Origin of the sequence: Enterobacter sp. MGH 38 (genome assembly GCF_000492855.1) — a bacterium.
GTDB classification, from domain to species: Bacteria; Pseudomonadota; Gammaproteobacteria; order Enterobacterales; family Enterobacteriaceae; genus Enterobacter; species Enterobacter hormaechei_C.
Window position 1 is genome coordinate 200,444 of sequence record NZ_KI535608.1, and the last position, 25,990, is coordinate 226,433.

Sequence of the window (25,990 nt, forward strand, 5' to 3'; positions counted from 1 at the left end):
GCTGTTCTTCATGAAAACTGCTGACTGCATGCGTTACAGTCAGCAGTTTTTATTGTTTCTGGCGAATAATTTACACCAGGCTCCGTTTTACTGGCGCTACACTTTTATTTAACGCACGCCACAGCGGTTTGATCCGCAATAATGCCTCTTCAAGTTCTGGCGGACTGAGTGAGAAGGGCATTCGCAGATAGCGGTCAAACGCGCCTGAAAGCCCAAAGCGCGTGCCGGTGCCCATAATGATGCCTGTCGTCTCGGCGCGTGCCGCCAGCTGCGTCGCCAGCATGCCGGGTAATTCAATCCAGTATGAGAGCCCTCCCTCCGCTTCCTGAAACCGCCATTCGGGGAAATGTTCCCGCAGCATCTGGCCGCAGCGGTCGCGACGTTCTGCCAGCATTTCCCGCCGGGCAGGCAGGAAGGTTTCACTGTTTTCGATAAGCCACAGCGTGGCCAGTTGTTCCAGCACCGGAGAACCCAGATCCAGCGTGTCGCGCGTCTGCGCGAGCGTGGCGATAGTGCGGGACGAGGCGCGGATCCAGCCGAGACGCAGCCCACCCCAGAAACTTTTGCCTGCGGAACCCAGCGTCATCACCGCGGCCTCCGGGTTAAAGGCGGCCAGCGGCGGCGGCGGGGGAGCATCGAACCAGAGATCGACCATGGTTTCATCCACCACCAGCGTGGTGCGGGTTTGCGCGGCGATGTCGGTTATGGTCTGGCGCGTCGCGGCATCCATGCAACGCCCGGTCGGATTATGAAAATCCGGCATCAGATAGGCCAGACGCGGGGCGGTCTGGGCGAGCGTTGCGGCAAAACCGTCGGTATCCCAACCCGTTTCAGGCAGCGAGACGCCCACGGGCCGGCATAGTGCTCCCTGAATGGCGGCTATTGCCAGCGGGTAAGTGGGATGATCCACCACCACGCGATCCCCGGGACCGGTCATCATTCTTAAGATCAGGGCAAAGCCGCTGACGGCGCCGTTCACCACCATCACTTCGTCTGCCCGGGTGGGCAGACCGCGTGCGGTGTAGCGGGCGGCGATAGCTTCACGCAGCGCCGGAAGCCCAAGCTGATCGTACCCGGTCAGCGCCAGATTCGGCGTGATGGCCGTCAGCGCGTGGGCGTAGGCCTGGTGGATCTCTGGCCCCGCATTGAGCGCGGCGGTTGAGAGATCCAGCGCCGCACTGGCTGTGGAAAGCGTGGGCACGGCGCGGCTGTCTGGCAGGATCGCCCGCGAACCGCTGCCGTGACGGCTCTCCAGATAACCTTCTTCCCGCAGATGCGCCAGCGCGCTGCTGATGGTGGTGCGGCTTACGCTCAGTGCGGTGGCCAGCTCCCGCTCTCCGGGCAGGCGCGTGTTTAGCGCCAGCCTGCCATCCAGAATCAACAGGCGTAACGCGTCAGCCAGCTGGCGCCACAGCGGGGTACGGGAAGAGGCTTGCTGCCAGTGCCCTAACAGGCGTACCAGAGACTGGCTTCCAAAACGACGTGATGACATGTGCAGTCCACTATTTGAAAACTGGACATTAATCATAGTGCCATTTTCACCGAAGATGGAACCTGGTACTTCGGAGAAGAGAAAATGGTACGTCGTCTGGTACAACTTTATGTCGGTTTAGGCCTGTACGGGCTTTCAACCGCGATGTTTATTCGTTCGGATCTGGGTGTCGACCCTTGGGATGTCTTTCACCTTGGCGTCGCCATCCAGACAGGGATGAGCATCGGCACGGTGATTATTTTAACCGGGGCAGCGGTGCTGCTGCTGTGGATCCCGCTGCGTCAGCTGCCGGGGCTGGGCACTATCAGTAATGTGATTTGTATTGGTCTGGCGGCAGATGCGTCAATGGCGCTGATCCCTGAGCTCACCTCGCTGCCCGTGCGCATCACCCTGCTGGTTTCCGGCATTGTGGTTAACGCCCTTGCCACCGGGATGTATATCGGCGCGGGTTTTGGCGCAGGCCCGCGCGACGGCCTGATGACCGGCATACACGCCCGGCTGGGCTGGTCGATCCGCAGCGTGCGTACCGCGATCGAGGTGACTGTGTTGATCGTCGGCTACCTCCTCGGGGGAGCGTTTGGCGTTGGAACCGTGCTGTATGCATTAACCATCGGCCCGCTGATCCAGCTCTGTTTGCCGTGGTTTCGCCAGAGACCGCGCATTCAGAAAGCTGCACAGCCGGAGCGGATTGTTTAATTTTGCGAAGCGCTCACAGGCTATGATGGCGTAACTGTGTCAGAATAGAGACTTCTCTTTTCACGACGCCAGAATGTATGAAAGCGATCACTCTTTATGACGTTGCCCGCGTGGCAGGCGTTTCTTATCAGACCGTTTCCCGGGTGATTAACGACGCGGAACACGTTTCTGCCCGTACGCGGGAAAAGGTCCGGCAGGCCATGGCGGCGCTACACTATGTGCCCAACCGTGGCGCGCAGCAGCTGGCCGGGAAACGCACCCGCACGCTGGGGCTGATGACCAGCGATCTGGCGCTACATGCGCCGTCGCAAATCGCCTCAGCTGTAAAATCCCGGGCAGTGGAGCAGGGGGCTAGCGTACTCATCTCCATGGTGGAGCAACCCGCGCAGTGTCAGGCTGCTTTGCAGGAATTACTGGCGCAGCGCGTAGAGGCGCTGCTGGTGAACGTTCCGCTGGAAGATGCCCTGGCAGAAATGCTTCAGGAAATGGCCTCGCCGACCCCGGTTCTTTTTCTCGATGTGTCCCCCACAGCTCGGGTTAACAGTCTCGTTTTCAATGCCGAACAGGGCGCTGCCCTGGGGGCAGAGCATCTGCTTTCGCTGGGGCACCAGCGAATTGCGCTGCTCGCCGGGCCGGAAAGTTCTGTCTCTGCCCGGGCTCGTCTGGCGGGATGGAAAACCACGCTGGCTCAGGCCGGCGTGGAGGCGTTTGCGGTGGCGCAGGGCGACTGGAGCGCGGCTTCGGGCTATGAGAAAGGGCATCAGCTCCTGGCGGGCGCGCAGCTGCCGGAGGCGATCCTCGTCGCTAACGATCAGATGGCGCTTGGCGTTTTACGCGCCTGTGCGGAAAAAGGCGTTGCGGTACCGGGGCAGATCTCGGTTGTCGGGTTTGATGATACGGCTGACAGCGCGTGGTTTTCACCTCCGCTCACCACCGTTCGGCAGGCGTTCCGCGAGGCCGGTGAGCGCAGCGTGGAGTGGCTGATGGCACCTGCCCATCACGACGAATGCTGGCAGGAACAACTTCCCGTTACGTTGATCGTGCGTCATTCCACCGCGCCGCGCGCCGCACAGCAGGCCGATCGTGAAGATCTTGCGCAACAGCTCAGAACGCTGGCGCTGCTGGCGGAGAAACTGGCGCGCAGCTAGCACTTTTGTGATCGTGCTCGCCTGGTGACGATCAAAGTCTTTACCGCTACCGTTTACCAGGGCATGTTGGCTAAAATTGTGAGCGCTTCGCAAAGAGGTTGATATGTCTTCTACATTGCCGCTGACTCTCAGCGCACTTCTGGCGCGTCGTGACTGGGAAAACCCGGGTGTGACGCAGTGGAATCGTCTGGCCGCACACGCGCCTTTTCATAGCTGGCGCGATGAAACTTTCGCCCGCGAGGATAAGCCTTCGCGGAGCAAGCGTCTGCTTAACGGCATCTGGCGATTCAGCTTTTTCCCGGCGCCAGAGCAGGTTCCGGAGGCATGGATAACGGACGATCTGGCTGATGCCGTTGAGATGCCCGTGCCGTCGAACTGGCAGATGCAGGGATTTGATACTCCCATCTATACCAACGTCACCTATCCGATAAATGTGAACCCGCCCTATGTTCCGGTTGAAAACCCAACCGGTTGTTACTCGCTCACATTTGAGATGGATGACGCCTGGATGTGCAGCGGGCAAACCCGCATTATTTTTGACGGGGTGAATTCAGCTTTTCATCTGTGGTGTAACGGCCAGTGGATGGGCTATTCGCAGGACAGCCGTCTGCCTGCGGAGTTCGATCTCAGCGCGGTGCTGCGACCGGGGCAGAACCGCCTGGCGGTGATGGTGTTACGCTGGTGCGACGGAAGCTATCTGGAAGATCAGGACATGTGGCGGATGAGTGGCATTTTCCGTGACGTCTCGCTGCTGCACAAGCCGGAAACGCGAATTGCCGATTATCAGATCGTGACCGATCTGAATGCCGAATGCGATCGGGCGATACTCCGGGTTGACGTTGCGCTGGAAGGCACACGCTACGCCGAATGCGAGGTGGCGTTTACCCTGTGGCGTAACGGCGAAGCCTGCGCGCAAACCACGCAGCAGCCCGGATCGGCCATCGTGGACGAACGCGGCAGTTGGGCAGAACGGCTTAGGGTGGCGATACCCGTGAACGCTCCTGCGCTATGGAGCGCTGAAACACCGGAATGCTATCGGCTGACAATGTCGCTTCGGGATGCGCAGGGTAACGTGCTGGAGACTGAAGCCTGCAATGTCGGTTTCAGACGCGTCGAAATCAGCAACGGCCAGCTGAAGCTTAACGGCAAACCGCTGCTGATCCGCGGCGTGAACCGTCACGAACATCATCCTGAGAAGGGGCAGGTGATGGATGAGGCGACCATGCGCCGCGACATCGAACTGATGAAGCAGCATAACTTCAACGCCGTGCGCTGCTCGCATTATCCGAACCATCCTCTGTGGTACACGCTTTGCGATCGCTACGGCCTGTACGTGGTTGATGAGGCGAATATTGAAACCCATGGCATGGTGCCAATGAGCCGCCTGGCGGACGATCCGCGCTGGCTGCCTGCCATGAGCGAACGCGTAACGCGTATGGTGCAGCGGGACCGGAATCATCCGTCCATCATCATCTGGTCCCTGGGGAATGAGTCCGGGCATGGGGCGAATCACGATGCGCTGTACCGCTGGCTGAAAACCACCGATCCCACGCGGCCGGTGCAGTATGAAGGCGGCGGCGCCAGTACGGCGGCAACCGATATTGTCTGCCCGATGTACGCTCGCGTCGATCAGGATCAGCCGTTCCCGGCGGTGCCAAAGTGGTCGATTAAAAAGTGGATTGGTATGCCGGACGAAACCCGTCCGCTGATCCTGTGCGAGTATGCCCACGCGATGGGCAACAGCTTTGGCGGCTTTGCCAGCTACTGGCAGGCATTCCGCAGCCATCCCCGGTTGCAGGGCGGCTTTGTCTGGGACTGGGTCGATCAGGCGCTGACGAAAAAAGCGGAAGACGGCACGGTATTCTGGGCCTACGGCGGCGATTTTGGCGATAAGCCCAACGACCGTCAGTTCTGCCTCAACGGACTGGTGTTTCCCGATCGCACTCCGCATCCCGCCCTTTACGAGGCGCAGCGTGCCCAGCAGTTCTTTACCTTTACGCTGGTGAGCACCGCTCCGCTGGTCGTCGAGATCCAGAGCGATTATCTGTTCCGTCATACTGACAACGAGTATCTGCGATGGTCGGTGGCGCGTGACGGTGCGGTACTGGCTTCCGGCGAAACACCCCTTTCTGTTGCGCCCGAGGGGACGCAGCACGTTGAGATCCCGCTGCCTGAACTTGTCGCTGAGCCGGGCGAGGTCTGGCTCAACGTGGAGATCGTTCAGCCGCAGGCCACGCCGTGGTCGCCGCCCGGCCACCGTTGTGCCTGGGATCAGTGGCCGCTTCCGGCGCCGCTGTACCTTGCGCCACCGAAAGCAGGCGGAACCCCTCCGCAGCTAACGGTGCAGGACGAGGCGCTGGACATTACTCATCAGCAGCAGCGCTGGCAGTTTAGCCGTCTCACCGGAAACTTGACCCAGTGGTGGAACGAGGGCGCTGAAACGCTCCGTTCTCCGCTAACGGATAACTTCACCCGCGCGCCGCTGGACAATGACATTGGCGTCAGCGAGGCGACCCGCATCGATCCGAACGCGTGGGTGGAACGCTGGAAAGCGGCAGGGATGTATGAGATGTCCGCGCGCCTCCTCCAGTGTGAAGCGGAGCAGCATAACCGTGAGGTGATAGTGACCACGCAGCACGTCTGGGAGCATCAGGGTAAAGCGCTGTTTATCAGCTGCAAGGTCTGGCGGATTGATGACCACGGGGTGCTGCACGGTGATGTGCAGGTGACGGTGGCGTCTGACATTCCTGAGCCCGCTCGCGTGGGCCTGAGCGTTATGATGGCGGATATCCCGGAAACGGTGCGCTGGCTGGGACTAGGCCCGCTGGAAAACTATCCGGACAGAAAACTGGCGGCGCAGCAGGGGCGCTGGGCGTTACCGCTGGAAGAGATGCAGACGCCGTATATCTTCCCGACGGAGAACGGTTTGCGCTGCGACACCCGCGAGCTGACGTTTGGCTCCCATCAGTTGCAGGGACAGTTCCATTTCTCCCTGAGCCGTTATAGCCAGCGGCAGCTGCATGAGACAACGCATCAGCACTTGCTGCGGGAAGAGGCTGGCTGCTGGTTGAATCTTGATGCGTTTCACATGGGCGTAGGGGGGGACGACTCATGGAGCCCGAGCGTAGCCCCGGCCTTCATTCTGCAAAACCGCCGGCTGCGCTACACGTTTAGCTGGCAGCAAAACGGCTGAGCCGAAACGTGCGGCCACTGCCGTGGCCGCACGTAACACCGCACAATCGGTTTATTTCCTGAGGTTGTGCGCGGCCCAGAGAATGAAATCCTCTTTAGGCAGCGCCTTGCTGAAATACCAGCCCTGGCCGTACTGCACGCCGTGGCGATGCAACCATTCGATCTGCCCTTCAGTTTCAATGCCTTCTGCGACCATCGCCAGTTTAAGCGATTTGGCCATTTCGATGATGTGGGGAGTCACGTGCTTGTACTCCAGCGCATCCACAAAGGATTTATCAATCTTCAGAGTATCGACATCCAGATCCTGCAAATAGCTCAGGCTGGAGTAACCCGTGCCAAAATCATCAATGTAGATAGCGTGCCCGGCGCGGCGAAATGCAGCGATAGCAGGTACGCTGACGGCAGGATCGGCAAACCCGCGCTCGGTTAATTCAAGGGCGATCTGGCGCGGGTGGACGCCCCATTTGTTGAGCAACTGACTCAGCTGGCGAGGCAGCTCGGGGGACGTTAAATCCGATGGCGCAAGGTTGACAGAAATATGCAGTTCCGGGTGATGGTGCAGCCAGGCGCCTAGATCCTCAAATACCTCATTTACTACTAGCCGCGTCAGCGTTGAAATAAGCCCTGTCTGCTCAGCCAGCGGAACAAAGAGATTAGGCGACAGGTTACTGCCATCCGGCTGGGGCCAGCGCATCAGCGCTTCAGCACCCACCAGTTTTCCACTACACAGCGCCACGATGGGCTGGTAGTGAACCTCGATCTCCCGGTTGTTGATCGCGTCGATCAGGCGGTGACGCGGGGACAGCAAACGGCGCAGAATGCGCAGGACAATAAGGGTAGCAACCAGGCTTAGCAGTATGCCAGCCGGTAGCCAGATGATCAGTTGCTGGTGCCAGGAAGCCGCCAGCGGTTTTAACGACGCCCACGCGATCACCGTAAACCCCAGTTCGGGTACAGGTTTCATCACGTACATTGAGCCGTTGTATTGCACGCGCGTAACGTCCTGCTGCTCCTTAACGACAGAGAGAATATACGGGTCGAGAACATTGCTTCTGGCAAATATATGATGGGTTGAGCTGCCCACCAGGGCGGCATCCATTGAGATTTCACCAAACGGAACAACATCCACAAGCGACGCCGGATCGACCATTACCAGATAATGTCCTTTCCCCAGAACGGCCATATAACGCTGAATGCCGAGGTCGTTTTGCGAGGTGAGCCACGCGCTATAACCATCTTCGGTGATCCGCATTGGGGGCGGTAAGATCGCCGTATCACTGGATTGTTCAAGCGATGAGCAGAGCGGTTTCAGGTTATCGATATACATCACTTCCTGGATATAGCGCCATGAGAACGCGACCCGGCGCATTTCGCGTAAATGCGGGGGAGTGCAGGGCGGGGCGTGGAATGTCTGTAGGTGCGTGAGCGCCTGTTTTGCTTGCGCAACGACTCTGTCGGTACGGATCAGGACACGCGAGGCATAGCTGTCCAGCGCGTCCACAAATTTCTCCTCAGCCTGACGATGCGCCAGCCAGATACTGAGGCACACAGGGACCAGCACAGAGAAGATCAGTACGCCTGTCACCAGGCTGACCAGATGTCGGGTTCGCATGCTGTTTTATCCTTCCCATATGCCCGCCCCGGGCCTGGAGTTTGCGCGCCAGAGGAAAAAGTTTTTATCGGTAAATGATATAGTTATAGCATGCAACCGTCTCAGGCAGGTATCTGAATAAACCTTTCAAAAACAGGCTGCGCGTCACAGGGGTTGTTTTTGCAGCAAAGCTCAGATAGTATTTTGTTATGTTATAACAATACATGAAGGCCAGAGATGAAACCGAATATCCATCCAACCTATCGCACCGTTGTGTTTCACGACACCACGGCTAATGAATATTTTAAAGTTGGCTCAACGATTAAGACAGATCGTGAAATTGAGCTTGAGGGGAAAACGTATCCTTACGTTACTCTTGATGTCTCCTCTAAATCACATCCGTTTTATACCGGGAAGCAGAAGACCTTCTCGACAGATGGCAGCGCGGCACGCTTCCGCAAGCGTTTTGGCGGCTTTCTTGATGCGAAGCGAGGCTAATCATGCAGGTGCTTAACTCATTGCGCAGTGCAAAACAGCGTCACCCGGATTGCCAGATAGTCAAACGCAAGGGACGCTTATACGTGATTTGCAAATCTAACCCGCGCTTTAAGGCGGTGCAGGGGCGTAAAAAAAGGCGCTAGACGCGCGTTTCTCGCCAGCTTTCCAGGGATCTTTTCTGTTTGCCATCGGCAGTAAAATTGTCGGTGGCAAGCCAGCTTTCAAAGGCGCTCGCCAGCGCTGGCCACTCTTTGTCGAGAATTGAAAACCAGTCGGTGTCCCGGTTTCGGCCTTTAATGACCAGCGCCTGGCGAAAACGCCCTTCAAACTGAAAGCCAAGACGCAGGGCCGCTTTCAGGGAGGGTTCGTTCAGGCTATTGCACTTCCATTCATAACGCCGGTAGCCCAGGGTATCGAACACGTACCGCATCAGCAGATACTGCGCTTCTGTCGACATGGGCGTGCGGCTTAACAGTGACGAGAAGTGAACATGTCCCACTTCCACGACGCCGTTTTTAGGATCGATCCGCATCAGGGACAGCGTCCCGACAGGAGACTGGGTCTGGTTATCGATAACGGTAAAGTGGATGGGATCGGCTAATTCGCTTACGCTCGCCACCCATTCGGCAAACTCCTCTGCGGTGGCATCGGGCTCACGCAGCAGCCACGTCCAGCTTCGGGTATCTCCGGCCACGGAATACGCAGAGAACAACGCGTGGGCATGCTCCATGCGCAGCGGCTCAAGCCGACAATAGCGACCCTGAAGTACCACCCGGGACGGGCGCGGCCGAGGCTGCCAGTCGATAAGACTTTCCCCTACAGGTTGACCAAACTCATTGAATGTATTCATCTTTATTTCCATGATGTTAAGAAGATCTCCAGATTAATGAATTGCTGGTTCCTTAAAAAGAACCACCAGGTTATGTTTTTCTGGTACCACAAGGAGGAATGATGAATATACCGGGTGATGAGCTATACACCTTGCTCCATGCTGCGCTGAAAAAACGTGGGACAGAGACGCTCCAGCGCGCGCTCTATCTTGCTTTGCGGGAGGCCATACTGTGCGGAAGGCTTCGTTCCGGCAGCCATTTGCCCGGCTCACGAACGCTGGCGCATCAGATCTCGGTGTCCCGAAATACCGTCAACGCGGCGCTGGACCAGCTCACGCTCGAAGGTTATTTGCTGCGTAGCCGCCAGGGCACGCGGGTGGGGCAATTCGCTCCTCGTACGATTGCCCGGACATTACCGGACCCGGAAGTCAGGCTGACAAAACGTGTCGCCCGGCTGCCCGCGCCTGTGCCGCGTGACACTCCGGTGATGGCGTTTACGCCGGGAACGCCTGCCATCAACTATTTCCCCTTGCCGCTGTGGCGGCGGTTGTACGATCGCGTCCTGCGCGAGGAGGGAAGCGCCCTGTTAGGGTATGGCGACCCTGCCGGCGAGCCGTCGCTACGGGCCGCCATTGCCCGCCATCTTGCGCTCTCCCGCGGCATTGACTGTGACGCCAGCCAGATAGTGATAACCGAAGGGGCGCTGGAGGGCGTCAATCTGTGCACAATGCTGTTAAGCGAGCCGGGGGATGTCGCCTGGGTGGAAAATCCCGGCTATAGCGGCGCCAAAAGCGCTTTTGTCAAAACCGGTCTGGCGATGACCGGCATACCGGTGGATGACGAGGGGATGTGCTGGGAAGGGCTGTGTGCGCCTTCACCCACGCTGATTTTTACCTCGCCATCGCATCAGTTCCCTTACGGAAGCGTACTCAGCGCGCGGCGGCGTCTGGCGCTGCTGGAACTGGCCCGGCAGCACAACGCGTGGATCATTGAGGACGATTACGACAGCGAATTCCGTTATACCGGTGAGCCCGTCCCGGCGATGCTGGGTATGGTCAACAACGCGCCCGTTGTGTATCTGGGGACGTTCAGCAAAACGCTGTTTCCGTCGCTCCGAATGGGGTTCATGGTGTTACCGCCAGCGCTGGCGAAGGCGGCACGTCCCGCCATCGGCTCGCTGCTGCGCGGCGGGCATCGCGCTGAACAGCGCACCCTGGCGCTGTTTATTGAGGAAGGCCACTATGCGCGACATCTTGCCGCCATGCGCCGACTTTATCGTAAGCGATACCGCCAACTGCGAGAGGTGCTAAGCGCAGAGCTTCATACGCCGCACCGTGTTCTTGCCGGAGAAGGAGGGATGCACCTGGCGCTGGCGATTGACGGTATCGACGACCAGCGGCTGGTGGAGCAGGCAAGAGCGTTTCAGCTGGCACCCGCTGCGCTGAGCGGATATTACCTTGAGACGAAGCAGGGGCAAACCGGTCTGGTTTTAGGTTACGGCAATACCTCTGCTTCGCAGTTTGCGCCGGGTATCCGACGTCTTCAGGCGTTAATTACGCAGCAGTGGGGCGGGAAAGGGTAAAGACATCATAAAAAGAGAGCTGGCCCTTGGTGGTGACCATTTTCTGCAACTTCTCTTTTTGCCCGGCTTCGACAGCCGGCGAGTGCAGGATGCTGTCGATCAGCTCCTTCGGCACATAACGCGTGTTGTACCACTCCCCGTTGTAGCACACGCGGAAATCGAGTACGTCGATATCTTCATACCGGTAACGCGGATTGACGTCGAAAAAGAAAAACGCGTTAAACACCACGAACAGCACTACCAGCAGCCAGACGGAATCGACCAGCGTTTCAGACTTCAGCATGACGATAAGCGTTGCCAGCCAGGCGGCGTACATGGCGACGAACAACCCGGGGTGTTTGCGAATAAAGCTGATGCTAAAGCGCGGGCGATTGTCGCGCTTTTCGCGAGTATTGAGATCGTCGATGGTGGCGGTAAGCAGGCGCTGTATCTCTGTCATTTTTTGCCTTTATGATTGTTGAAAATACAGGTGATCTGCTTATTTTATGAGAGGGGTTTACGCGATGAAAGTAACAGTTATGCCAGGAAAAAGCATAACAGTTACTCAGGATGCGCTTAGAGCATTTTAATGATTTTCGCCGGATTGCCGCCCACGACAGCATTGGCCGGCACGTCTTTGGTCACTACCGCGCCGGAAGCGATAACCGCATTATCGCCAATGGTTACGCCCGGGTTAATGATCGCACGTCCGCCGATCCAGACGTTATCACCAATGGTGACCGGTTTACCGTACTCCAGCCCGCTGTTACGTTCGGTCGCATCCAGAGGATGCGTGGCCGTATAAATGTGCACCCCCGGCGCAAGCATACAGTTATCGCCAATGCGGACAGGGCAGACATCCAGCATGACGCAGTCAAAGTTGGCATAAAAATTTTTGCCCAGATAGATGTTATACCCGTAGTCGCAGCGGAAGCTCGGTTCTATATAGGCGCCTTCGCTTTGGCCCAGCAGGTCAGCTAATAAGGCGCGACGTTCGGCCTTCTCATCGGGTGCGGTATGGTTATAGCGGTGAACAAGATGACGCGCGCGTAAACGGTCAGCCCTCAGCGTGTCATCGCCAGGGCGGTAATATTCACCTGCAATCATCTTCTGTTTTTCTTCACTCATGGGAACCTCTCTGGAATCGTTTTACGCAGCGTAAAGAGGATTAACCAGAAAGGGAACGTTCCCTAAAAGCGGCTGTGACGGGAGTCACAACATTTATGCGCATAAATACGTTTTATACGGGAACCTGGCGTTTGCACTTGAAGCGTAATTCGAAAGGTAAATTCAGCTTAACAACGGGCGTAATGCCTTTACAGTCTCTCTTCAACGATTAACGAACAAATTTCCATACCGAAGAGGGGATCTTGTCATACAGTTTATTCATGGTTAGTTCAGCCAGACGATGGTCGGCAGCTGAATAAAATACCGCCAGTTCATTATCAGAGAGCTCGTATTTATTTTTTTCAATAACACGTTCGAGGGTGTCAATTGACTGGCAGCGTCGCAGGCGCATCAAATAATCGACTTTTGTTAATGGTTTATCAGACATAAATTCACCTTAGTAATTGTAATAATTTTAACAGGAAAGACTAACCGGATTAGCTCTGCTGACATTAGTGAAGCAGCGAAATAGGCGGTTTCCTGATTTACGCCATTTCTGCAAATCCTGTGCGTTAATGCCGTAGCTGCTGAACAACAAAAAGGTGTCGTCCAGGTATTCATCAATTTGCTCTATCAACTTATTATCTTCATTGTACTTAATTTTATAATTAAGTGCGAAGGTGGCGATATGCTCGATCAGCTCGTTAAGCTGTAAATTGATAGCAGACGTTGGATCGTTCACCCAGCCATGGTTACTTTCTTCAAGATTGGCAAGGCAGTCATGGTACAAGGATTCGCAGAGAAATTTCAACTGCGCGATATCATGCCTTTTTGGCGAGTACTCGTCCATAGCGCATCCCCTTCTGAGTGATTTTTTACTCACCGAACATCATGTCGGGATGGATACAACTTGCTTAGCCACATGGGAGCTGTGTTCCTGATAACTCTAACTATAAGCCACTCTGATCAAGATTTCACCGCGCTATTACGAAAAATTACAATTAAATCGTTACTGTGCGAGCCTTTACGCAAATGTACCTTTTGCAGCAACCACGTTAATCAAATAAAAAACCGTTTTTTATCGGTTCCTTAAAATTCATTGAGTTAGCGCAAAGTTTCATGTGAAGTCCGAAACCAGATATCTTCAGATAATTTCCGTTACTTAGGAATAGTCCGAATAATTTACGCCGCAAAATGATAATAAAAGAAGGCTGAGTCCCTGGTGTAAGTTATCGGCCTATTATGCCAAGCCTCATTTAAAAAGAAGAAAATAAATAGAAAAGCAATAGGTCTATTTTATGATTTTTTCTGAAAATGAAAAAGGCCGCAAATGCGGCCTTTTTATCATGTGAAACCGGTATCAGTGATGTTCTACCGAATGATTGTGCTCAACATCTTCATTTTTGCGGCTGAAGCGGCGACGAACCACCACGAAGAACACCGGTACGAAGAAGATGGCGAGAACGGTCGCCGTGACCATACCACCCATTACACCCGTACCTACCGCGTTCTGTGCGCCGGAGCCCGCGCCGGAGCTGATAACCAGCGGCATAACGCCGAGGATAAACGCCAGGGACGTCATCAGGATTGGACGCAAACGCATACGAACGGCTTCCAGCGTGGCTTCAATCAGGCCTTTTCCTTCTTTCTCCATCAGATCTTTGGCGAATTCGACGATGAGTATCGCGTTCTTCGCCGACAAGCCAATGGTTGTCAGCAGGCCCACCTGGAAGTAAACGTCGTTGGTCAGCCCACGGAAGGTCGCGGCAAGCAGTGCACCGATAACCCCCAGCGGAACCACCAGCATAACGGAGAACGGAATCGACCAGCTCTCATACAATGCCGCCAGACACAGGAACACCACAATCAGAGAAATGGCGTACAGGGCAGGGGCCTGGTTACCGGACAGACGTTCCTGATAGGACATGCCGGTCCAGTCGTAGCCGATACCCGCAGGTAGTTTGCTGGCCAGTTCTTCCATCAGGTTCATGGCTTCACCGGTGCTTCGGCCTGGCGCTGCCTGACCGAGGATTTCCATCGATGGCAAGCCGTTATAACGCTCCAGACGCGGCGAACCGTATTCCCAGCGCGAGGTTGAGAAGGCGGAGAACGGCACCATCTGGCCATCGCTACCGCGAACGTACCAGTTGTTGATATCGTTCGGCAGCATGCGGTATTGCGCTTCGGACATCACGTACACTTTCTTCACGCGACCACGGTCGATGAAGTCGTTAACGTAGCTACCGCCCCAGGCGGCGCCCAGCGTGGTATTAATGTCACTGATGGAAACACCCAGCGCCTGCGCTTTTTCCTGGTCGATATCGATCTTGTACTGCGGCGTATCTTCCAGACCGTTAGGACGTACGCCCACCAGCAGGTCAGGGTGTTTTGCCACCTCGCCAAACAGCTGGTTACGCGCCTGCGTCAGCTTTTCGTGGCCCAGACCGCCCTGGTCAATCAGCTGGAAGTCGAAGCCGGTCGCCGTACCCAGTTCAACAATCGCTGGCAGGTTAAAGGCGAAGACCATCGCATCTTTAATCTGTGAGAAGGTGCCCATCGCGCGGCCGGTAATGGCTTCTACCTTGTTCTCTGCACCTGGACGTTCAGACCAGTCTTTCAGAGAAACGAAGGCGATACCGGTGTTCTGACCACGACCCGCGAAGCCAAAGCCGTTAACCGCAAACACGGATTCGACGTTGTCTTTCTCTTTGGTCAGGAAGTAGTCGGTCATCTCATCCAGCACTTTCTGCGTACGCTCTTGCGTCGCACCGGCCGGAAGCTGCGCCATACTCAGGAACACGCCCTGGTCTTCATCTGGCAGGAACGAGCTTGGCAGACGAACGAACAGGAATGCCATCCCCACCACGATGATGATATAGAGCAGCAGGTAACGACCGGTGCTGCGCAGGATGTTACCCACGCTGTCGGTGTAGTGGTGCGTGCTCTTATCAAACATGCGGTTGAACCAGCCGAAGAACCCTTTATGCTCGCCGTGTCCGCCTTTCTGAATCGGCTTCAGCATCGTCGCGCACAGGGCTGGCGTCAGGATCAGCGCAACCAGTACCGACAGCGCCATCGCCGAAACGATGGTGATGGAGAACTGACGGTAAATCGCACCGGTAGAGCCGCCAAAGAAGGCCATCGGGATAAATACCGCGGACAGTACCATCGCGATACCGACCAGCGCGCCCTGGATCTGGCCCATAGATTTACGGGTTGCTTCCTTCGGCGGCAGGCCTTCTTCCGCCATCACACGCTCGACGTTTTCGACCACCACGATGGCGTCATCCACTAGCAGGCCGATGGCGAGCACCATCCCGAACATCGTCAGGGTGTTTATCGAGTAGCCAAATATCGCCAGAACCGCGAAGGTCCCAAGCAATACAACCGGTACGGCGATGGTTGGGATCAGCGTCGCGCGGAAGTTTTGCAGGAACAGGTACATTACCAGGAAGACGAGGATGATCGCCTCAACCAGGGTTTTTACCACTTCGTGAATCGAAATTTTTACGAACGGCGTAGTGTCATACGGATAAACGATTTTCAGACCTGACGGGAAGAACGGTTCCATCTTCTTCAGCTCTGCACGAATAGCCGTCGCGGTGTCCAGGGCGTTAGCGCCGGTCGCCAGTTTGATACCCAGACCAGATGCCGGCTTGCCGTTGAACTTCGCGATAACGTCGTAGTTCTCGCCGCCCAGCTCCACTTTCGCTACGTCACGCAGGCGAACCTGCGAACCGTCCTGATTCACTTTCAGCAGAATTTTGCTGAACTCATCCGCGGAGGTCAGACGGGTTTGCGCGATGATCGAGGCGTTAAGCTGCTGGCCCTTGACCGGCGGCGTACCGCCTAACTGACCGGCTGCCACCTGGGCGTTCTGCGCTTTAATGGCGTTAATCACGTCAACCGGCGTCAGCTGGAAGTTATTCAGTTTATTCGGATCCATCCAGATACGCATGGCGTACTGGGAACCAAACAGCTGAACGTCACCCACACCTGACGTACGGCTGATGGCGTCCTTCATGTTGGCGCCCACGTAGTCGGAAATATCCTCCTGCGTCATGGTGCCGTTGGTGTTGATCACGCCGACAACCATCAGGAAGCTACTGGACGATTTCTCGACGCTCACGCCCTGCTGTTGTACTTCCTGCGGCAGCAGAGGCATCGCCAGCTGCAATTTGTTCTGCACCTGAACCTGCGCAATGTCCGCATCCGTACCGGATTCAAAGGTCAGGGTGATCTGAACCGTACCGGTTGAGTCACTGTTTGAGGACATGTACATCAGGTTATCGATACCGTTCATGTTCTGTTCGATAACCTGCGTAACGGTATCCTGCACCGTTTTCGCATCAGCGCCCGGGTAGGTTGCGGAGATCGTTACTGCCGGTGGCGCAATCGTTGGATATTGCGCAACAGGCAGCTTCAGGATCGCAAGTCCCCCGGCCAGCATGATGATAATGGCGATCACCCACGCAAATATGGGGCGATCGATAAAGAAATTAGGCATGTCTTAACGGCTCCTGTTTAAGTTAAGACTTGGTTTGTTCTGACTGGCCAGCGGCCGACGCTTGTTGTTTGTCGTCAGATTTCACTTCCTGCGCTTTGACCTGCGCGCCAGGACGAACTTTTTGCAAACCAGTAATAATCACGCGATCGCCATCTTTCAGACCTTCCGTCACCAGCCACTTGTCGCCAATCGCCTGCGTTGCAGTGATATTGCGCATTTCGACTTTGTTATCGGCACCCACAACCAGCGCGCTCGCATCGCCGCGTGGCGTACGGGTCACACCCTGCTGAGGAACCAGAATGGCGCTTGGGTTAGTCCCCTCCTCAAGACGGGCGCGTACGAACATACCCGGCAGCAGGGTTTTATCCGGATTCGGGAAAATGGCCCGGATGGTGATTGAGCCGGTGGTCTGATCGACGGTCACATCAGAAAATTCCAGTGTACCGGTCTGCGAGAACTCGATACCGTCGTTGGTAACCAGTTCAACCTTGGCTTTACCGTTTTCCTGTTTCAGTTGACCGCTTGCCAGCTCCTGTTTGAGACGCAGGAAATCGTTGCTGGACTGTGTAACGTCAACATAGATCGGGTCAAGCTGCTGCACGGTGGCCAGTGCGTTGGTCTGACCGTTTTGCACCAGTGCACCTTCGGTGACGGCAGATTTACCAATGCGACCGCTGATAGGGGAGGTCACTTTGGTGTAGGCCAGGTTAATACGCGCGGTTTCTACCGCCGCTTTCGCCGCCACAACGGCCGCGTTGGCTTGCTGCGCATCGGCCAGGGCTGAATCATAATCCTGTTGGCTGATGTACTGCGTGCCGAGCAGCTTCTTGTAACGATTCAACGTCAGCTGCGAAATTTTGGCTGCCGCTTCTGCTTTCGCCAGATCGCCTTTAGCGCTCTCATAAGACGCCTGGTAGGTTGCTGGATCAATCTGATACAGAGACTCACCTGCCTTGACATCACCGCCTTCGGTGAAGTTACGTTTCAGGATGATACCGCTTACCTGCGGACGCACTTCCGCAATGCGATAGGCGCTGGTGCGGCCCGGTAGTTCTGTTGTCATCTGGAGAGGTTCGGATTTGAGCGTCACGACGCCAACTTCTGGCACCTGCTGAGCTCCTTGTTGAGCCTCTTTGTCGTCACATCCTGTAAGCGCTAAGCTGCCTGAGAGCATCAGAACGACCGCCAGAGGCGTTAACCCTCTGTTTTTGTTCATATGTAAACCTCGAGTGTCCGATTTCAAATTGATCAAGGGTCCTGAGTCTAAAAACCCATTGCTGCGTTTATATTATCGTCATGCTATGGTACATACATTCATAAATGTATGTAAATCTGACTCCTGTAAATTCATCAACGTATGGCACGAAAAACCAAACAACAAGCGCTGGAAACCCGACAACACATTCTGGATGTGGCAATGCGTTTGTTCTCACAGCAGGGTGTTTCGGCAACCTCGCTGGCACAGATTGCTCAGGCCGCGGGCGTCACGCGGGGAGCGATTTACTGGCATTTCAAAGACAAGTCCGATCTGTTTGGTGAAATCTGGGAGCTTTCAGAGTCCAGCATTAGCGATCTTGAGAGTGAGTATCGGGCAAAATTCCCTCACGATCCACTCTCTGTGTTAAGAGAAATTCTAGTATATATCCTTGAAGCGACAGTTGTTGAAGAGCGCCGCCGTCTGATGATGGAAATCATCTTCCATAAATGTGAGTTCGTTGGCGAAATGGCGGTGGTTCAGCAGGCGCAACGCGACCTGTGTCTGGAAAGCTACGATCGCATCGAACAGGTCCTCACGGAGTGCATGCAGGCCAAAATGCTTCCTGCCACCTTACTCACCCGCCGGGCGGCGATCCTGATGCGCGGCTATATTTCCGGCCTGATGGAAAACTGGCTTTTTGCTCCGGAGTCGTTCGATCTCAGATCAGAGGCGCGCAGCTATGTCGACATTTTTCTTGAGATGTGCCAGCTCTGTCCGACCCTTCAAAGTAAGCATCACCCCCGTTCTGCCTGATCGGGTACGGGAAAAATCGTAGACCCTTTCCGTCGTACTATTCTGCTTCAGCCGGGCGTGATATCCTTCATGCCCGACTATTTCCGGTCATTTCTCACATCACATTCACAACTATGCTGCACACCAATCGCTCGCAACATCCTGTTCTGGCCCTGTTTTTGATCCTGCTGTTTTACTTTGCAGCCGCGCCGCTTTCCTGGGCCCGTGCAGACAACGGCAGTGACATTCCCACGCGTGCTGATGTTCAGGCGCAACTCGACACCCTGAATAAGCAGAAAGATCTGTCCGCCCTGGAAAAACTTGTTCAGCAGGACCTGACGGAAACCCTGGAAACGCTGGACAAGATAGAGCGCATCAAAGCCGAAACGGCCCAGCTGAGGCAGAAGGTCGCTCAGGCGCCGGAAAACATGCGTAAGGCTACGGAGGCGCTGAATGCGCTCAGCGACGTCGACAACGACGATGAAACCCGAAAAACGCTTGCCACGCTGTCGTTGCGCCAGCTTGAGTCGCGCGTGGCGCAGCTGCTGGACGATCTGCAAACGGCGCAGTCCGATCTCTCAACCTATAACAGCCAGCTGGTTTCGCTGCAAACCCAGCCTGAGCGCGTGCAGAACGCCATGTACTCCGCATCGCAACAGCTACAGCAGATACGTAACCGTCTGAATGGCGTCACCGTTGGGGAAGGGGCGCTTCGCCCCACCCAGCAAACGCTGCTGAATATCCAGCAGACGCTGCTAAACGCGGAGATTGAACAGCAGCGTAAGAGCCTGGAAGGCAACACGGTGCTACAGGATGCGCTGCAAAAACAGCGTGACTACGTGACCGCGAATATCAACCGGCTTGAGCATCAGCTTCAGCTGTTGCAGGAAGCGGTAAACAGCAAGCGCCTGACCCTGACTGAAAAAACGGCCCAGGAAGCGGTCTCGCCAGACGAGACGGCGCGTATTCAGGCCAACCCGCTGGTGAAGCAGGAGCTGGAGATTAACCACCAGCTGAGCGAACGTCTGATCCAGGCGACTGAAAACGGCAGCGCGCTGGTACAGCAGAATATCAAGGTCAAAAACTGGCTGGATCGCGCGTTGCAGGCCGAGCGTAACGTCAAGGAGCAGATTGCCGTCCTGAAGGGCAGCCTGCTGCTGTCGCGCATTCTCTACCAGCAACAGCAGACGCTGCCGTCCGCCGACGAGCTGGAAGACATGACCAATCGCATTGCGGATTTGCGTCTTGAACAGTTTGACGTCAACCAGCAGCGCGATGCGCTATTCCAGAGCGATACCTTCGTTGCCAAAGTGGAAGAGGGCCATTCAGGTGAAGTGAACGCTGAAGTTCACGACGCGCTGTTGCAGGTGGTGGACATGCGCCGCGAACTGCTCGATCAGCTCAACAAGCAGCTGGGCAACCAGTTGATGATGGCGATTAACCTGCAAATCAACCAGCAGCAGCTGGTGAGCGTTTCTAAAAGCCTCCAGGAGATCCTGACCCAGCAGATTTTCTGGGTGAACAGCAATAAACCCATGGACTGGGACTGGTTTAAATCTTTCCCGGAAACGCTGAAATCCCAGATAAAAAGCATGAAAATTACCGTGAACTGGGAGAAAGCCTGGCCTGCGGTAATGATTGCCTTCCTGGCGGGACTGCCTTTGCTGCTCATCGCTGGCGTAATACGCTGGCGTTTGAAATGGCTGAAACAGTACCAGGCGAAGCTGGCCTCGGAAGTGGGGCAACTGCGTAACGACAGCCAGCTGCACACCCCGAAAGCGATCCTGATCGATCTGATCCGTGCTCTGCCGGTCTGCCTGTTGATACTCGCCGTGGGCCTGATCCTGCTGACCATGCAGTTGAATATCAGCGATCTGCTGTGGGCGTTCAGCAAGAAGCTGGCGCTGTTCTGGCTGGTGTTTGGCCTGTGCTGGAAAGTGCTGGAAAAAGATGGCGTCGCCGTCCGCCACTTCAACATGCCGGAAAAACTCACCAGCCACTGGCGTCGCCAGATTGTACGCATCAGCCTCGCGCTGCTGCCGCTGCACTTCTGGTCAGTTGTGGCCGAGCTTTCGCCGCTGCATCTGATGGATGACGTACTGGGGCAACTGGTGATTATGCTGAACCTGCTGCTGATTGCCGTCCTTATGTGGCCGATGTGCCGCGACAGCTGGCGGGATAAAGAGTCCCATAATCTTCGTCTGGTTACCGTAACGGTGCTGGCGATCATTCCGCTGGCGCTGATGGTGCTGACGGCGACGGGTTACTTCTATACCACGCTGCGTCTGTCAGGCCGCTGGATCGAAACGGTTTATCTGGTGATTTTGTGGAACCTGCTGTTCCAGACCGTGCTGCGTGGTTTGAGCGTAGCGGCGCGCCGCATCGCGTATCGTCGTGCTGTTGCCCGTCGGCAGCATCAGGTGAAAGAGGGGGCTGAAGGGGCAGAGCCGCAGGAAGAGCCGACTATCGCCCTGGAGCAGGTCAACCAGCAAACGATGCGTATTACCATGCTGGTGATGATCGCCCTGTTTGCGGTGATGTTCTGGGCCATCTGGTCTGATTTAATTACCGTTTTCGCCTACCTCGACAGTATCACGCTCTGGCAATACAACGGTACCGAAGCGGGCGCTGCGGTAATGAAAAGCGTCACCATGGGCAGCCTGCTCTTTGCGCTGGTGTCGTCAGTGGTTGCCTGGGCGTTGATCCGCAACCTGCCGGGTCTGCTGGAAGTGCTGGTGCTCTCGAGGCTGAACCTGCGTCAGGGGGCGTCGTACGCCATTACTACCATCCTGAACTACGTCATTATTATTGTCGGGGCGATGACGGTATTCGGCTCGCTGGGCGTCTCGTGGGATAAACTTCAGTGGCTGGCGGCAGCGTTGTCGGTGGGTCTGGGCTTCGGCTTGCAGGAGATCTTCGGTAACTTTGTCTCTGGCCTGATTATCCTGTTCGAACGTCCGGTGCGTATCGGCGATACCGTCACCATCGGCACCTTCTCCGGGACCGTCAGCAAGATCCGCATCCGTGCGACCACCATTACCGACTTCGATCGTAAAGAGGTGATCATCCCGAACAAAGCCTTTGTGACCGAGCGCCTGATCAACTGGTCGCTCTCGGATACCACCACCCGCGTGGTGATCCGACTCGGGGTGGCCTACGGTTCAGATCTGGATAAAGTGAAAGAGGTCCTGCTGGAAGCCGCGAAATCACATCCTAAAGTTATGCACGATCCTGCGCCTGACGTGTTCTTCACCACCTTCGGGCCAAGCACGCTGGATCATGAGCTGCGCCTGTACGTACGCGAACTGCGCGATCGCAGCTACACCGTCGATGAGCTGAACCGCACCATTGACCGTCTGTGTCGTGAAAACAACATTAATATCGCCTTCAACCAGCTTGAAGTGCATCTGCGTAACGAGAAAGGTGACGAGCATACGGAAGTGAAGCGCGAAATTAAGGGGGACGACCCGACTCCTGCCTGAATTATTTCCCTCTCCCCTCTGGGGAGAGGGCAGGGTGAGGGGGAAGTTTCCCCTCAAAATCCCGCCGCACAATCTCCAGCGCTTTCAGCACCGTCTCAGCCGGGATCGCATGATTCTCCAGCAGCATAATTAAATCGACGGCCAGTTTGACCTCATCGGGGGCATTTTCCAGTGACATCCGCGGCTCCTGTTAACGGGTCAGGCGTTCAATGACGCGTTCAATCTCATCCAGCGCCTGACGGCAGCGGACGATGCGGCCTTCCAGCGCGCTGATTTCACGCATTAATAACTGCTGCTCTTCCAGCGTTTCGCTGGTGTTCAGGCGGGCTTCGCGCTCACGCTTCATCTCAAACAGACGGCGCTCAAACTCCTGGTTCTCCAGCCGCTTGCGCTGCCATTTTCCCAGTCCCGGCGAGGCGCTGTCCCACGCCCGTAGCGGCCAGGCGGCGATTTCCCGGTGCAGGGCGGTGATCTGCTCGGTAAGATGCTCCGCAAGCCACGCGACCTGTTCCTGCTGTTCACTCTCAACCGCGTGGCGAAGCTCGTCGAGGTTGGTCTGCGCTTCAGCAAGGTAATCCTGAATGACGGTGCTGCGGGTGCGGAAGAGCTGCCGATCAAAGCGCGGTTTCAGCGTGGCGTGGCCCATCAGCGGTGTGGCCTGCGCCCGCAGCGCGATCAGCTGATTTTGCAGCCTCTCAAGAAGCAGTGCTGTTTTCAAGGCGCTCTCCAGTGGTAAAGTAGCCGTTCAGTTTGATAACGATTCGCATTATGCAGCGTACTATTTTAATCATCATTGGCTGGCTCGCGGTAGTGCTGGGTACGCTGGGTGTGGTTTTGCCCTTGCTGCCGACCACCCCGTTTATCCTGTTGGCCGCCTGGTGCTTCGCCCGCTCGTCGCCGCGTTTTCACCACTGGCTCCTGTACCGTTCGTGGTTTGGCGGCTACCTGCGGCACTGGCAAAAACACCGGGCCATGCCGCCCGGGGCCAAGCCGCGCGCCATTGCCTTCATCCTGATCACCTTCGCCGTCTCGTTATGGCTGGTGAAAATGATGTGGGTGCGCATTCTGCTGCTGGCGATCCTGGCCTGCCTGCTGATCTTTATGTGGCGGATCCCCGTGGTTGATGAAAAGCAACAAAAGCACTGAAGCCTCATCATGGCGGTTGCAATTATGGCGCACAGCCAGTAAATTCGACCGTTTTCGAGCACAGGTGCGCCTGGTCAAAGGTTAAACAACTGTTACTTTGACCGACTCGTCGCGCGCCGTGAGTAACACTGTTTCATTTAGGCACAAACCGATGACCGCAACTGCACAGCAGCTTGAATATCTGAAAAATAGCATCAAAAGTATCCAGGACTATCCAAAACCTGGCATTCTTTTCCGCGATGTCACCAGCTTGCTGGAAGACCCGAAAGCGTACGCCCTCAGCATTGAACTGCTGGTTGAGCGTTATAAAAACGCCGGGATCACCAAAGTAGTAGGTACTGAAGCCCGTGGCTTCCTGTTTGGCGCACCGGTTGCGCTGGCGATGGGCGTGGGTTTTGTGCCGGTGCGTAAGCCGCGCAAACTGCCGCGTGAAACCATTGCTGAGAGCTATGAGCTGGAATACGGCACCGATCAGCTGGAAATTCACGTTGATGCTATCAAGCCAGGCGACAAAGTGCTGGTGGTGGACGATCTGCTGGCAACCGGCGGCACCATCGAAGCGACCGTGAAGCTGATCCGTCGTCTGGGCGGGGAAGTGACCGACGCGGCATTCATCATCAACCTGTTCGATCTCGGCGGCGAGCAGCGTCTGGAAAAACAGGGTATTACCAGCTACAGCCTGGTGCCATTCCCGGGACATTAATCCCATATCTCACAACCTCGCTCAATGGGTGAGGTTGTGATAGCATTCCCCTCCATTAATTCACCTTCCAGCGTTGCAGAGCCTGCCCATGAGTTATCAGGTGTTAGCCCGTAAATGGCGACCACAAACCTTTGCTGACGTTGTCGGTCAGGAACATGTGCTGACGGCCCTGGCGAACGGCTTGTCGCTAGGTCGCATCCATCACGCCTATCTTTTTTCCGGCACCCGCGGCGTCGGTAAAACCTCTATTGCCCGTCTGCTGGCAAAAGGTCTGAACTGCGAAACCGGGATCACCGCCACCCCGTGCGGCGTGTGCGACAACTGTCGTGAGATCGAGCAGGGGCGTTTTGTCGATCTGATTGAGATCGACGCCGCCTCGCGCACCAAAGTGGAAGACACCCGCGATCTGCTCGACAACGTGCAGTACGCCCCGGCGCGCGGCCGCTTCAAGGTCTATCTGATCGATGAAGTGCACATGCTGTCGCGCCACAGCTTCAACGCCCTGCTGAAAACGCTGGAAGAGCCGCCTGCGCATGTCAAATTCCTGCTGGCGACCACCGATCCGCAAAAGCTGCCGGTCACGATCCTGTCGCGCTGCCTGCAATTCCATCTGAAGGCGCTGGACGTTGAGCAGATCCGCGCTCAGCTTGAGCATATTCTCGATGAAGAGAACATTGTTCATGAACCGCGCGCGCTGCAACTGCTGGCCCGTGCGGCGGACGGCAGCCTGCGCGATGCGCTAAGCCTGACCGACCAGGCGATTGCCAGCGGTGACGGTAAACTCTCCACCGACGCGGTCAGCACCATGCTCGGCACGCTGGATGACGATCAGGCGCTGTCGCTTATTGAAGCGATGATCGCCGCCAACGGTGAGCGGGTGATGACGCTCGTCAACGATGCCGCCGCCCGTGGCATTGAATGGGAAGCGCTGCTGGTCGAGATGCTCAGCCTGCTGCACCGCGTGGCGATGCTGCAACTGTCCCCGTCGGCCATTGGCGCAGACATGGCGACCATTGAACAGCGGATGCGTGAACTTGCGCGCACCGTGCCGCCGGCTGACGTTCAGCTTTATTATCAGACGCTGCTGATCGGCCGCAAAGAGCTGCCGTTTGCACCGGATCGCCGGATGGGCGTTGAAATGACGCTGCTGCGTGCGTTGGCCTTCCATCCGCGCAAGCCACTGCCGGAGCCGGAAACGCCCCGGCAGTCCTTTGTGCCGGTTGCGCCGACCGCGGTAATGTCACCGCAGCAGGTGCCACCGCAACCGGCATCGCCGCCGCCGCAAAACGTGCCGCTGTCGGATGCCACCAGTTCGGTGCTTGCCGCACGAAGCCAGTTGCAACGTGCGCAGGGAGCAACCAAACCAAAAAAGAGTGAACCGGCAGCGCCTGCAAGAGCGCGGCCGGTGAACAACGCCGCGCTTGAACGACTGGCCTCGGTAACGGAGCGCGTGCAGTCGCGTCCGGCACCGTCCGCGCTCGAGCAAAAAGCCCCGGCGAAAGAAGAGGCATACCGCTGGAAGGCGACTACCGTTGTTGAAACGGTCAAGGAAGTGGTCGCCACGCCAAAAGCGCTGAAAAAGGCGCTGGAGCATGAAAAAACGCCGGAGCTGTCCGCGAAGCTTGCGGAAGAGTCCATTGCGCGCGACGCCTGGGCCGCAGAGGTCAGCAAACTGCAACTGCCGAAGCTGGTTGAGCAGGTCGCGCTGAACGCCTGGAAAGAGCAGGACGGTAATCAGGTGCGTCTGCACCTGCGCCCTGGCCAGCGGCACCTCAACTCCCCAGGCGCGCAAAAGGCGCTGGCCGAGGCGCTTACCGCATTACAGGGTGTGCCGGTTGAATTGACTATCATTGAAGATGATAATCCGGCGGTGAAAACGCCGCTCGAGTGGCGACAGGCGATTTATGAAGAGAAGCTCGCGCAGGCGCGCGAGTCGATTATCGCGGATAACAACATCCAGACCCTGCGCCGGTTCTTCGACGCCGATCTGGATGAAGAGAGTATTCGCCCCATTTGATCGTGAGTCTGACTTACGGTTGTAATCCTT

General features: G+C 56.4%; 22 protein-coding genes and 1 other annotated feature. Of the genes, 11 read left to right on the plus strand and 11 right to left on the minus strand.

Annotation, left to right across the window (positions count from 1 at the left end; translation table 11 throughout):
- Positions 1-70: 70 nt before the first annotated feature.
- The gene (locus tag L384_RS10350) at positions 71-1,492 is read right to left on the minus strand and encodes a MocR-like transcription factor YczR (protein ID WP_022650488.1); all 1,422 of its coding nucleotides are present in this window, start codon (positions 1,490-1,492) and stop codon (positions 71-73) included.
- 84 nt (positions 1,493-1,576) lie between these two features.
- Between L384_RS10350 and L384_RS10345 the strand changes: the two genes are divergently transcribed.
- The 3 genes from L384_RS10345 to L384_RS10335 all read left to right on the plus strand — a co-directional run bounded on the left by L384_RS10345 (position 1,577) and on the right by L384_RS10335 (position 6,529).
- Positions 1,577-2,188, plus strand: coding sequence for a membrane protein YczE (locus tag L384_RS10345; protein ID WP_023324239.1), 612 nt, complete (start codon positions 1,577-1,579; stop codon positions 2,186-2,188).
- A 77-nt stretch (positions 2,189-2,265) separates the two neighbouring features.
- Positions 2,266-3,336, plus strand: coding sequence for a LacI family DNA-binding transcriptional regulator (locus L384_RS10340; RefSeq protein ID WP_023324240.1), 1,071 nt, complete (start codon positions 2,266-2,268; stop codon positions 3,334-3,336).
- Positions 3,337-3,439: 103 nt separating this feature from the next.
- Positions 3,440-6,529 carry a beta-galactosidase gene (locus tag L384_RS10335; protein WP_023324241.1) on the plus strand — a complete coding sequence of 1,030 codons (3,090 nt, stop codon included), beginning with the start codon at positions 3,440-3,442 and terminating at the stop codon, positions 6,527-6,529.
- Between the two features lie 51 nt (positions 6,530-6,580).
- Here the strand turns inward: L384_RS10335 and L384_RS10330 are convergent, their stop codons facing one another.
- A complete protein-coding gene (locus L384_RS10330; RefSeq protein WP_023324242.1) occupies positions 6,581-8,140 on the minus strand; it encodes an EAL domain-containing protein in 1,560 nt (519 codons plus the stop codon).
- A 216-nt stretch (positions 8,141-8,356) separates the two neighbouring features.
- Here L384_RS10330 and L384_RS10325 point away from each other — a divergent pair, with 216 nt between their 5' ends.
- Together L384_RS10325 and ykgO are read left to right on the plus strand one after the other, a co-directional pair.
- Positions 8,357-8,617 carry a type B 50S ribosomal protein L31 gene (locus L384_RS10325; protein WP_015571255.1) on the plus strand — a complete coding sequence of 87 codons (261 nt, stop codon included), beginning with the start codon at positions 8,357-8,359 and terminating at the stop codon, positions 8,615-8,617.
- A gap of 2 nt (positions 8,618-8,619) precedes the next feature.
- Positions 8,620-8,760: a type B 50S ribosomal protein L36 gene (gene ykgO, locus L384_RS10320; protein WP_003859006.1), complete on the plus strand. Its 141-nt coding sequence runs from the start codon at positions 8,620-8,622 to the stop codon at positions 8,758-8,760.
- Here the strand turns inward: ykgO and L384_RS10315 are convergent.
- Complete coding sequence (locus L384_RS10315; RefSeq protein WP_023324243.1) at positions 8,757-9,467, minus strand: GNAT family N-acetyltransferase; 711 nt, start codon at positions 9,465-9,467, stop codon at positions 8,757-8,759. The genes ykgO and L384_RS10315 overlap by 4 nt on opposite strands.
- Positions 9,468-9,568: 101 nt before the next feature.
- On the opposite strand from L384_RS10315, the gene L384_RS10310 reads away from it, so the two are divergent.
- Positions 9,569-11,029 (plus strand): MocR-like pyridoxine biosynthesis transcription factor PdxR, encoded by a 1,461-nt coding sequence (locus L384_RS10310; protein WP_022650494.1) that lies wholly within the window; start codon positions 9,569-9,571, stop codon positions 11,027-11,029.
- Here L384_RS10310 and L384_RS10305 read toward each other — a convergent pair.
- The 6 genes from L384_RS10305 to acrA all read right to left on the minus strand — a co-directional run bounded on the left by L384_RS10305 (position 11,001) and on the right by acrA (position 17,838).
- The gene (locus L384_RS10305; RefSeq protein ID WP_022650495.1) at positions 11,001-11,468 is read right to left on the minus strand and encodes a YlaC family protein; all 468 of its coding nucleotides are present in this window, start codon (positions 11,466-11,468) and stop codon (positions 11,001-11,003) included. The two genes, L384_RS10310 and L384_RS10305, sit on opposite strands and share 29 nt — an antisense overlap.
- A 116-nt stretch (positions 11,469-11,584) precedes the next feature.
- On the minus strand, positions 11,585-12,136 hold the full coding sequence (maa, locus tag L384_RS10300) for a maltose O-acetyltransferase (protein ID WP_022650496.1): 552 nt from the start codon (positions 12,134-12,136) through the stop codon (positions 11,585-11,587).
- Positions 12,137-12,344: 208 nt separating this feature from the next.
- A complete protein-coding gene (locus L384_RS10295; RefSeq protein ID WP_015571250.1) occupies positions 12,345-12,563 on the minus strand; it encodes an HHA domain-containing protein in 219 nt (72 codons plus the stop codon).
- A 27-nt stretch (positions 12,564-12,590) separates the two neighbouring features.
- On the minus strand, positions 12,591-12,965 hold the full coding sequence (tomB, locus tag L384_RS10290; protein ID WP_023324244.1) for an Hha toxicity modulator TomB: 375 nt from the start codon (positions 12,963-12,965) through the stop codon (positions 12,591-12,593).
- Positions 12,966-13,475: 510 nt separating this feature from the next.
- Positions 13,476-16,622: a multidrug efflux RND transporter permease subunit AcrB gene (gene acrB / locus L384_RS10285; RefSeq protein ID WP_022650497.1), complete on the minus strand. Its 3,147-nt coding sequence runs from the start codon at positions 16,620-16,622 to the stop codon at positions 13,476-13,478.
- Positions 16,623-16,644: 22 nt separating this feature from the next.
- On the minus strand, positions 16,645-17,838 hold the full coding sequence (gene acrA / locus L384_RS10280) for a multidrug efflux RND transporter periplasmic adaptor subunit AcrA (RefSeq protein WP_022650498.1): 1,194 nt from the start codon (positions 17,836-17,838) through the stop codon (positions 16,645-16,647).
- 141 nt (positions 17,839-17,979) lie between these two features.
- Here acrA and acrR point away from each other — a divergent pair, with 141 nt between their 5' ends.
- Positions 17,980-18,633 (plus strand): multidrug efflux transporter transcriptional repressor AcrR, encoded by a 654-nt coding sequence (acrR, locus tag L384_RS10275; protein ID WP_032628152.1) that lies wholly within the window; start codon positions 17,980-17,982, stop codon positions 18,631-18,633.
- A 113-nt stretch (positions 18,634-18,746) separates the two neighbouring features.
- On the plus strand, positions 18,747-22,094 hold the full coding sequence (gene mscK, locus L384_RS10270; RefSeq protein WP_023324246.1) for a mechanosensitive channel MscK: 3,348 nt from the start codon (positions 18,747-18,749) through the stop codon (positions 22,092-22,094).
- 1 nt (position 22,095) lies between these two features.
- Here the strand turns inward: mscK and rsmS are convergent, their stop codons facing one another.
- Both rsmS and priC read right to left on the minus strand, forming a co-directional pair.
- Positions 22,096-22,272: a pleiotropic regulatory protein RsmS gene (gene rsmS / locus L384_RS10265; RefSeq protein WP_022650501.1), complete on the minus strand. Its 177-nt coding sequence runs from the start codon at positions 22,270-22,272 to the stop codon at positions 22,096-22,098.
- Between the two features lie 12 nt (positions 22,273-22,284).
- Positions 22,285-22,812 (minus strand): primosomal replication protein N'', encoded by a 528-nt coding sequence (priC, locus tag L384_RS10260; protein WP_022650502.1) that lies wholly within the window; start codon positions 22,810-22,812, stop codon positions 22,285-22,287.
- A 50-nt stretch (positions 22,813-22,862) separates the two neighbouring features.
- On the opposite strand from priC, the gene L384_RS10255 reads away from it, so the two are divergent.
- From L384_RS10255 to dnaX, 3 genes are all read left to right on the plus strand, one after another.
- Entirely contained in the window at positions 22,863-23,240 is a 378-nt protein-coding gene (locus L384_RS10255; RefSeq protein ID WP_022650503.1) for a DUF454 family protein, read from the plus strand.
- A 151-nt stretch (positions 23,241-23,391) separates the two neighbouring features.
- Positions 23,392-23,943, plus strand: a complete 552-nt coding sequence (gene apt, locus L384_RS10250; RefSeq protein ID WP_000127359.1) for an adenine phosphoribosyltransferase — start codon at positions 23,392-23,394, stop codon at positions 23,941-23,943.
- 88 nt (positions 23,944-24,031) lie between these two features.
- Entirely contained in the window at positions 24,032-25,960 is a 1,929-nt protein-coding gene (gene dnaX / locus L384_RS10245; protein WP_023324247.1) for a DNA polymerase III subunit gamma/tau, read from the plus strand.
- Positions 25,290-25,354, plus strand: a sequence feature (DnaX frameshifting element). (Overlaps the previous gene by 65 nt.)
- Positions 25,961-25,990 lie beyond the last annotated feature (30 nt).

Excerpts from the sequence above, each read along its gene's own strand:
- L384_RS10350 (WP_022650488.1), bottom strand. The coding sequence starts at position 1,492 with ATGTCATCACGTCGTTTTGGAAGCCAGTCTCTGGTACGCCTGTTAGGG.
- L384_RS10345 (WP_023324239.1), top strand. The coding sequence starts at position 1,577 with ATGGTACGTCGTCTGGTACAACTTTATGTCGGTTTAGGCCTGTACGGG.
- L384_RS10340 (WP_023324240.1), top strand. The coding sequence starts at position 2,266 with ATGAAAGCGATCACTCTTTATGACGTTGCCCGCGTGGCAGGCGTTTCT.
- L384_RS10335 (WP_023324241.1), top strand. The coding sequence starts at position 3,440 with ATGTCTTCTACATTGCCGCTGACTCTCAGCGCACTTCTGGCGCGTCGT.
- L384_RS10330 (WP_023324242.1), bottom strand. The coding sequence starts at position 8,140 with ATGCGAACCCGACATCTGGTCAGCCTGGTGACAGGCGTACTGATCTTC.
- L384_RS10325 (WP_015571255.1), top strand. The coding sequence starts at position 8,357 with ATGAAACCGAATATCCATCCAACCTATCGCACCGTTGTGTTTCACGAC.
- ykgO (WP_003859006.1), top strand. The coding sequence starts at position 8,620 with ATGCAGGTGCTTAACTCATTGCGCAGTGCAAAACAGCGTCACCCGGAT.
- L384_RS10315 (WP_023324243.1), bottom strand. The coding sequence starts at position 9,467 with ATGAATACATTCAATGAGTTTGGTCAACCTGTAGGGGAAAGTCTTATC.
- L384_RS10310 (WP_022650494.1), top strand. The coding sequence starts at position 9,569 with ATGAATATACCGGGTGATGAGCTATACACCTTGCTCCATGCTGCGCTG.
- L384_RS10305 (WP_022650495.1), bottom strand. The coding sequence starts at position 11,468 with ATGACAGAGATACAGCGCCTGCTTACCGCCACCATCGACGATCTCAAT.
- maa (WP_022650496.1), bottom strand. The coding sequence starts at position 12,136 with ATGAGTGAAGAAAAACAGAAGATGATTGCAGGTGAATATTACCGCCCT.
- L384_RS10295 (WP_015571250.1), bottom strand. The coding sequence starts at position 12,563 with ATGTCTGATAAACCATTAACAAAAGTCGATTATTTGATGCGCCTGCGA.
- tomB (WP_023324244.1), bottom strand. The coding sequence starts at position 12,965 with ATGGACGAGTACTCGCCAAAAAGGCATGATATCGCGCAGTTGAAATTT.
- acrB (WP_022650497.1), bottom strand. The coding sequence starts at position 16,622 with ATGCCTAATTTCTTTATCGATCGCCCCATATTTGCGTGGGTGATCGCC.
- acrA (WP_022650498.1), bottom strand. The coding sequence starts at position 17,838 with ATGAACAAAAACAGAGGGTTAACGCCTCTGGCGGTCGTTCTGATGCTC.
- acrR (WP_032628152.1), top strand. The coding sequence starts at position 17,980 with ATGGCACGAAAAACCAAACAACAAGCGCTGGAAACCCGACAACACATT.
- mscK (WP_023324246.1), top strand. The coding sequence starts at position 18,747 with ATGCTGCACACCAATCGCTCGCAACATCCTGTTCTGGCCCTGTTTTTG.
- rsmS (WP_022650501.1), bottom strand. The coding sequence starts at position 22,272 with ATGTCACTGGAAAATGCCCCCGATGAGGTCAAACTGGCCGTCGATTTA.
- L384_RS10255 (WP_022650503.1), top strand. The coding sequence starts at position 22,863 with ATGCAGCGTACTATTTTAATCATCATTGGCTGGCTCGCGGTAGTGCTG.
- apt (WP_000127359.1), top strand. The coding sequence starts at position 23,392 with ATGACCGCAACTGCACAGCAGCTTGAATATCTGAAAAATAGCATCAAA.
- dnaX (WP_023324247.1), top strand. The coding sequence starts at position 24,032 with ATGAGTTATCAGGTGTTAGCCCGTAAATGGCGACCACAAACCTTTGCT.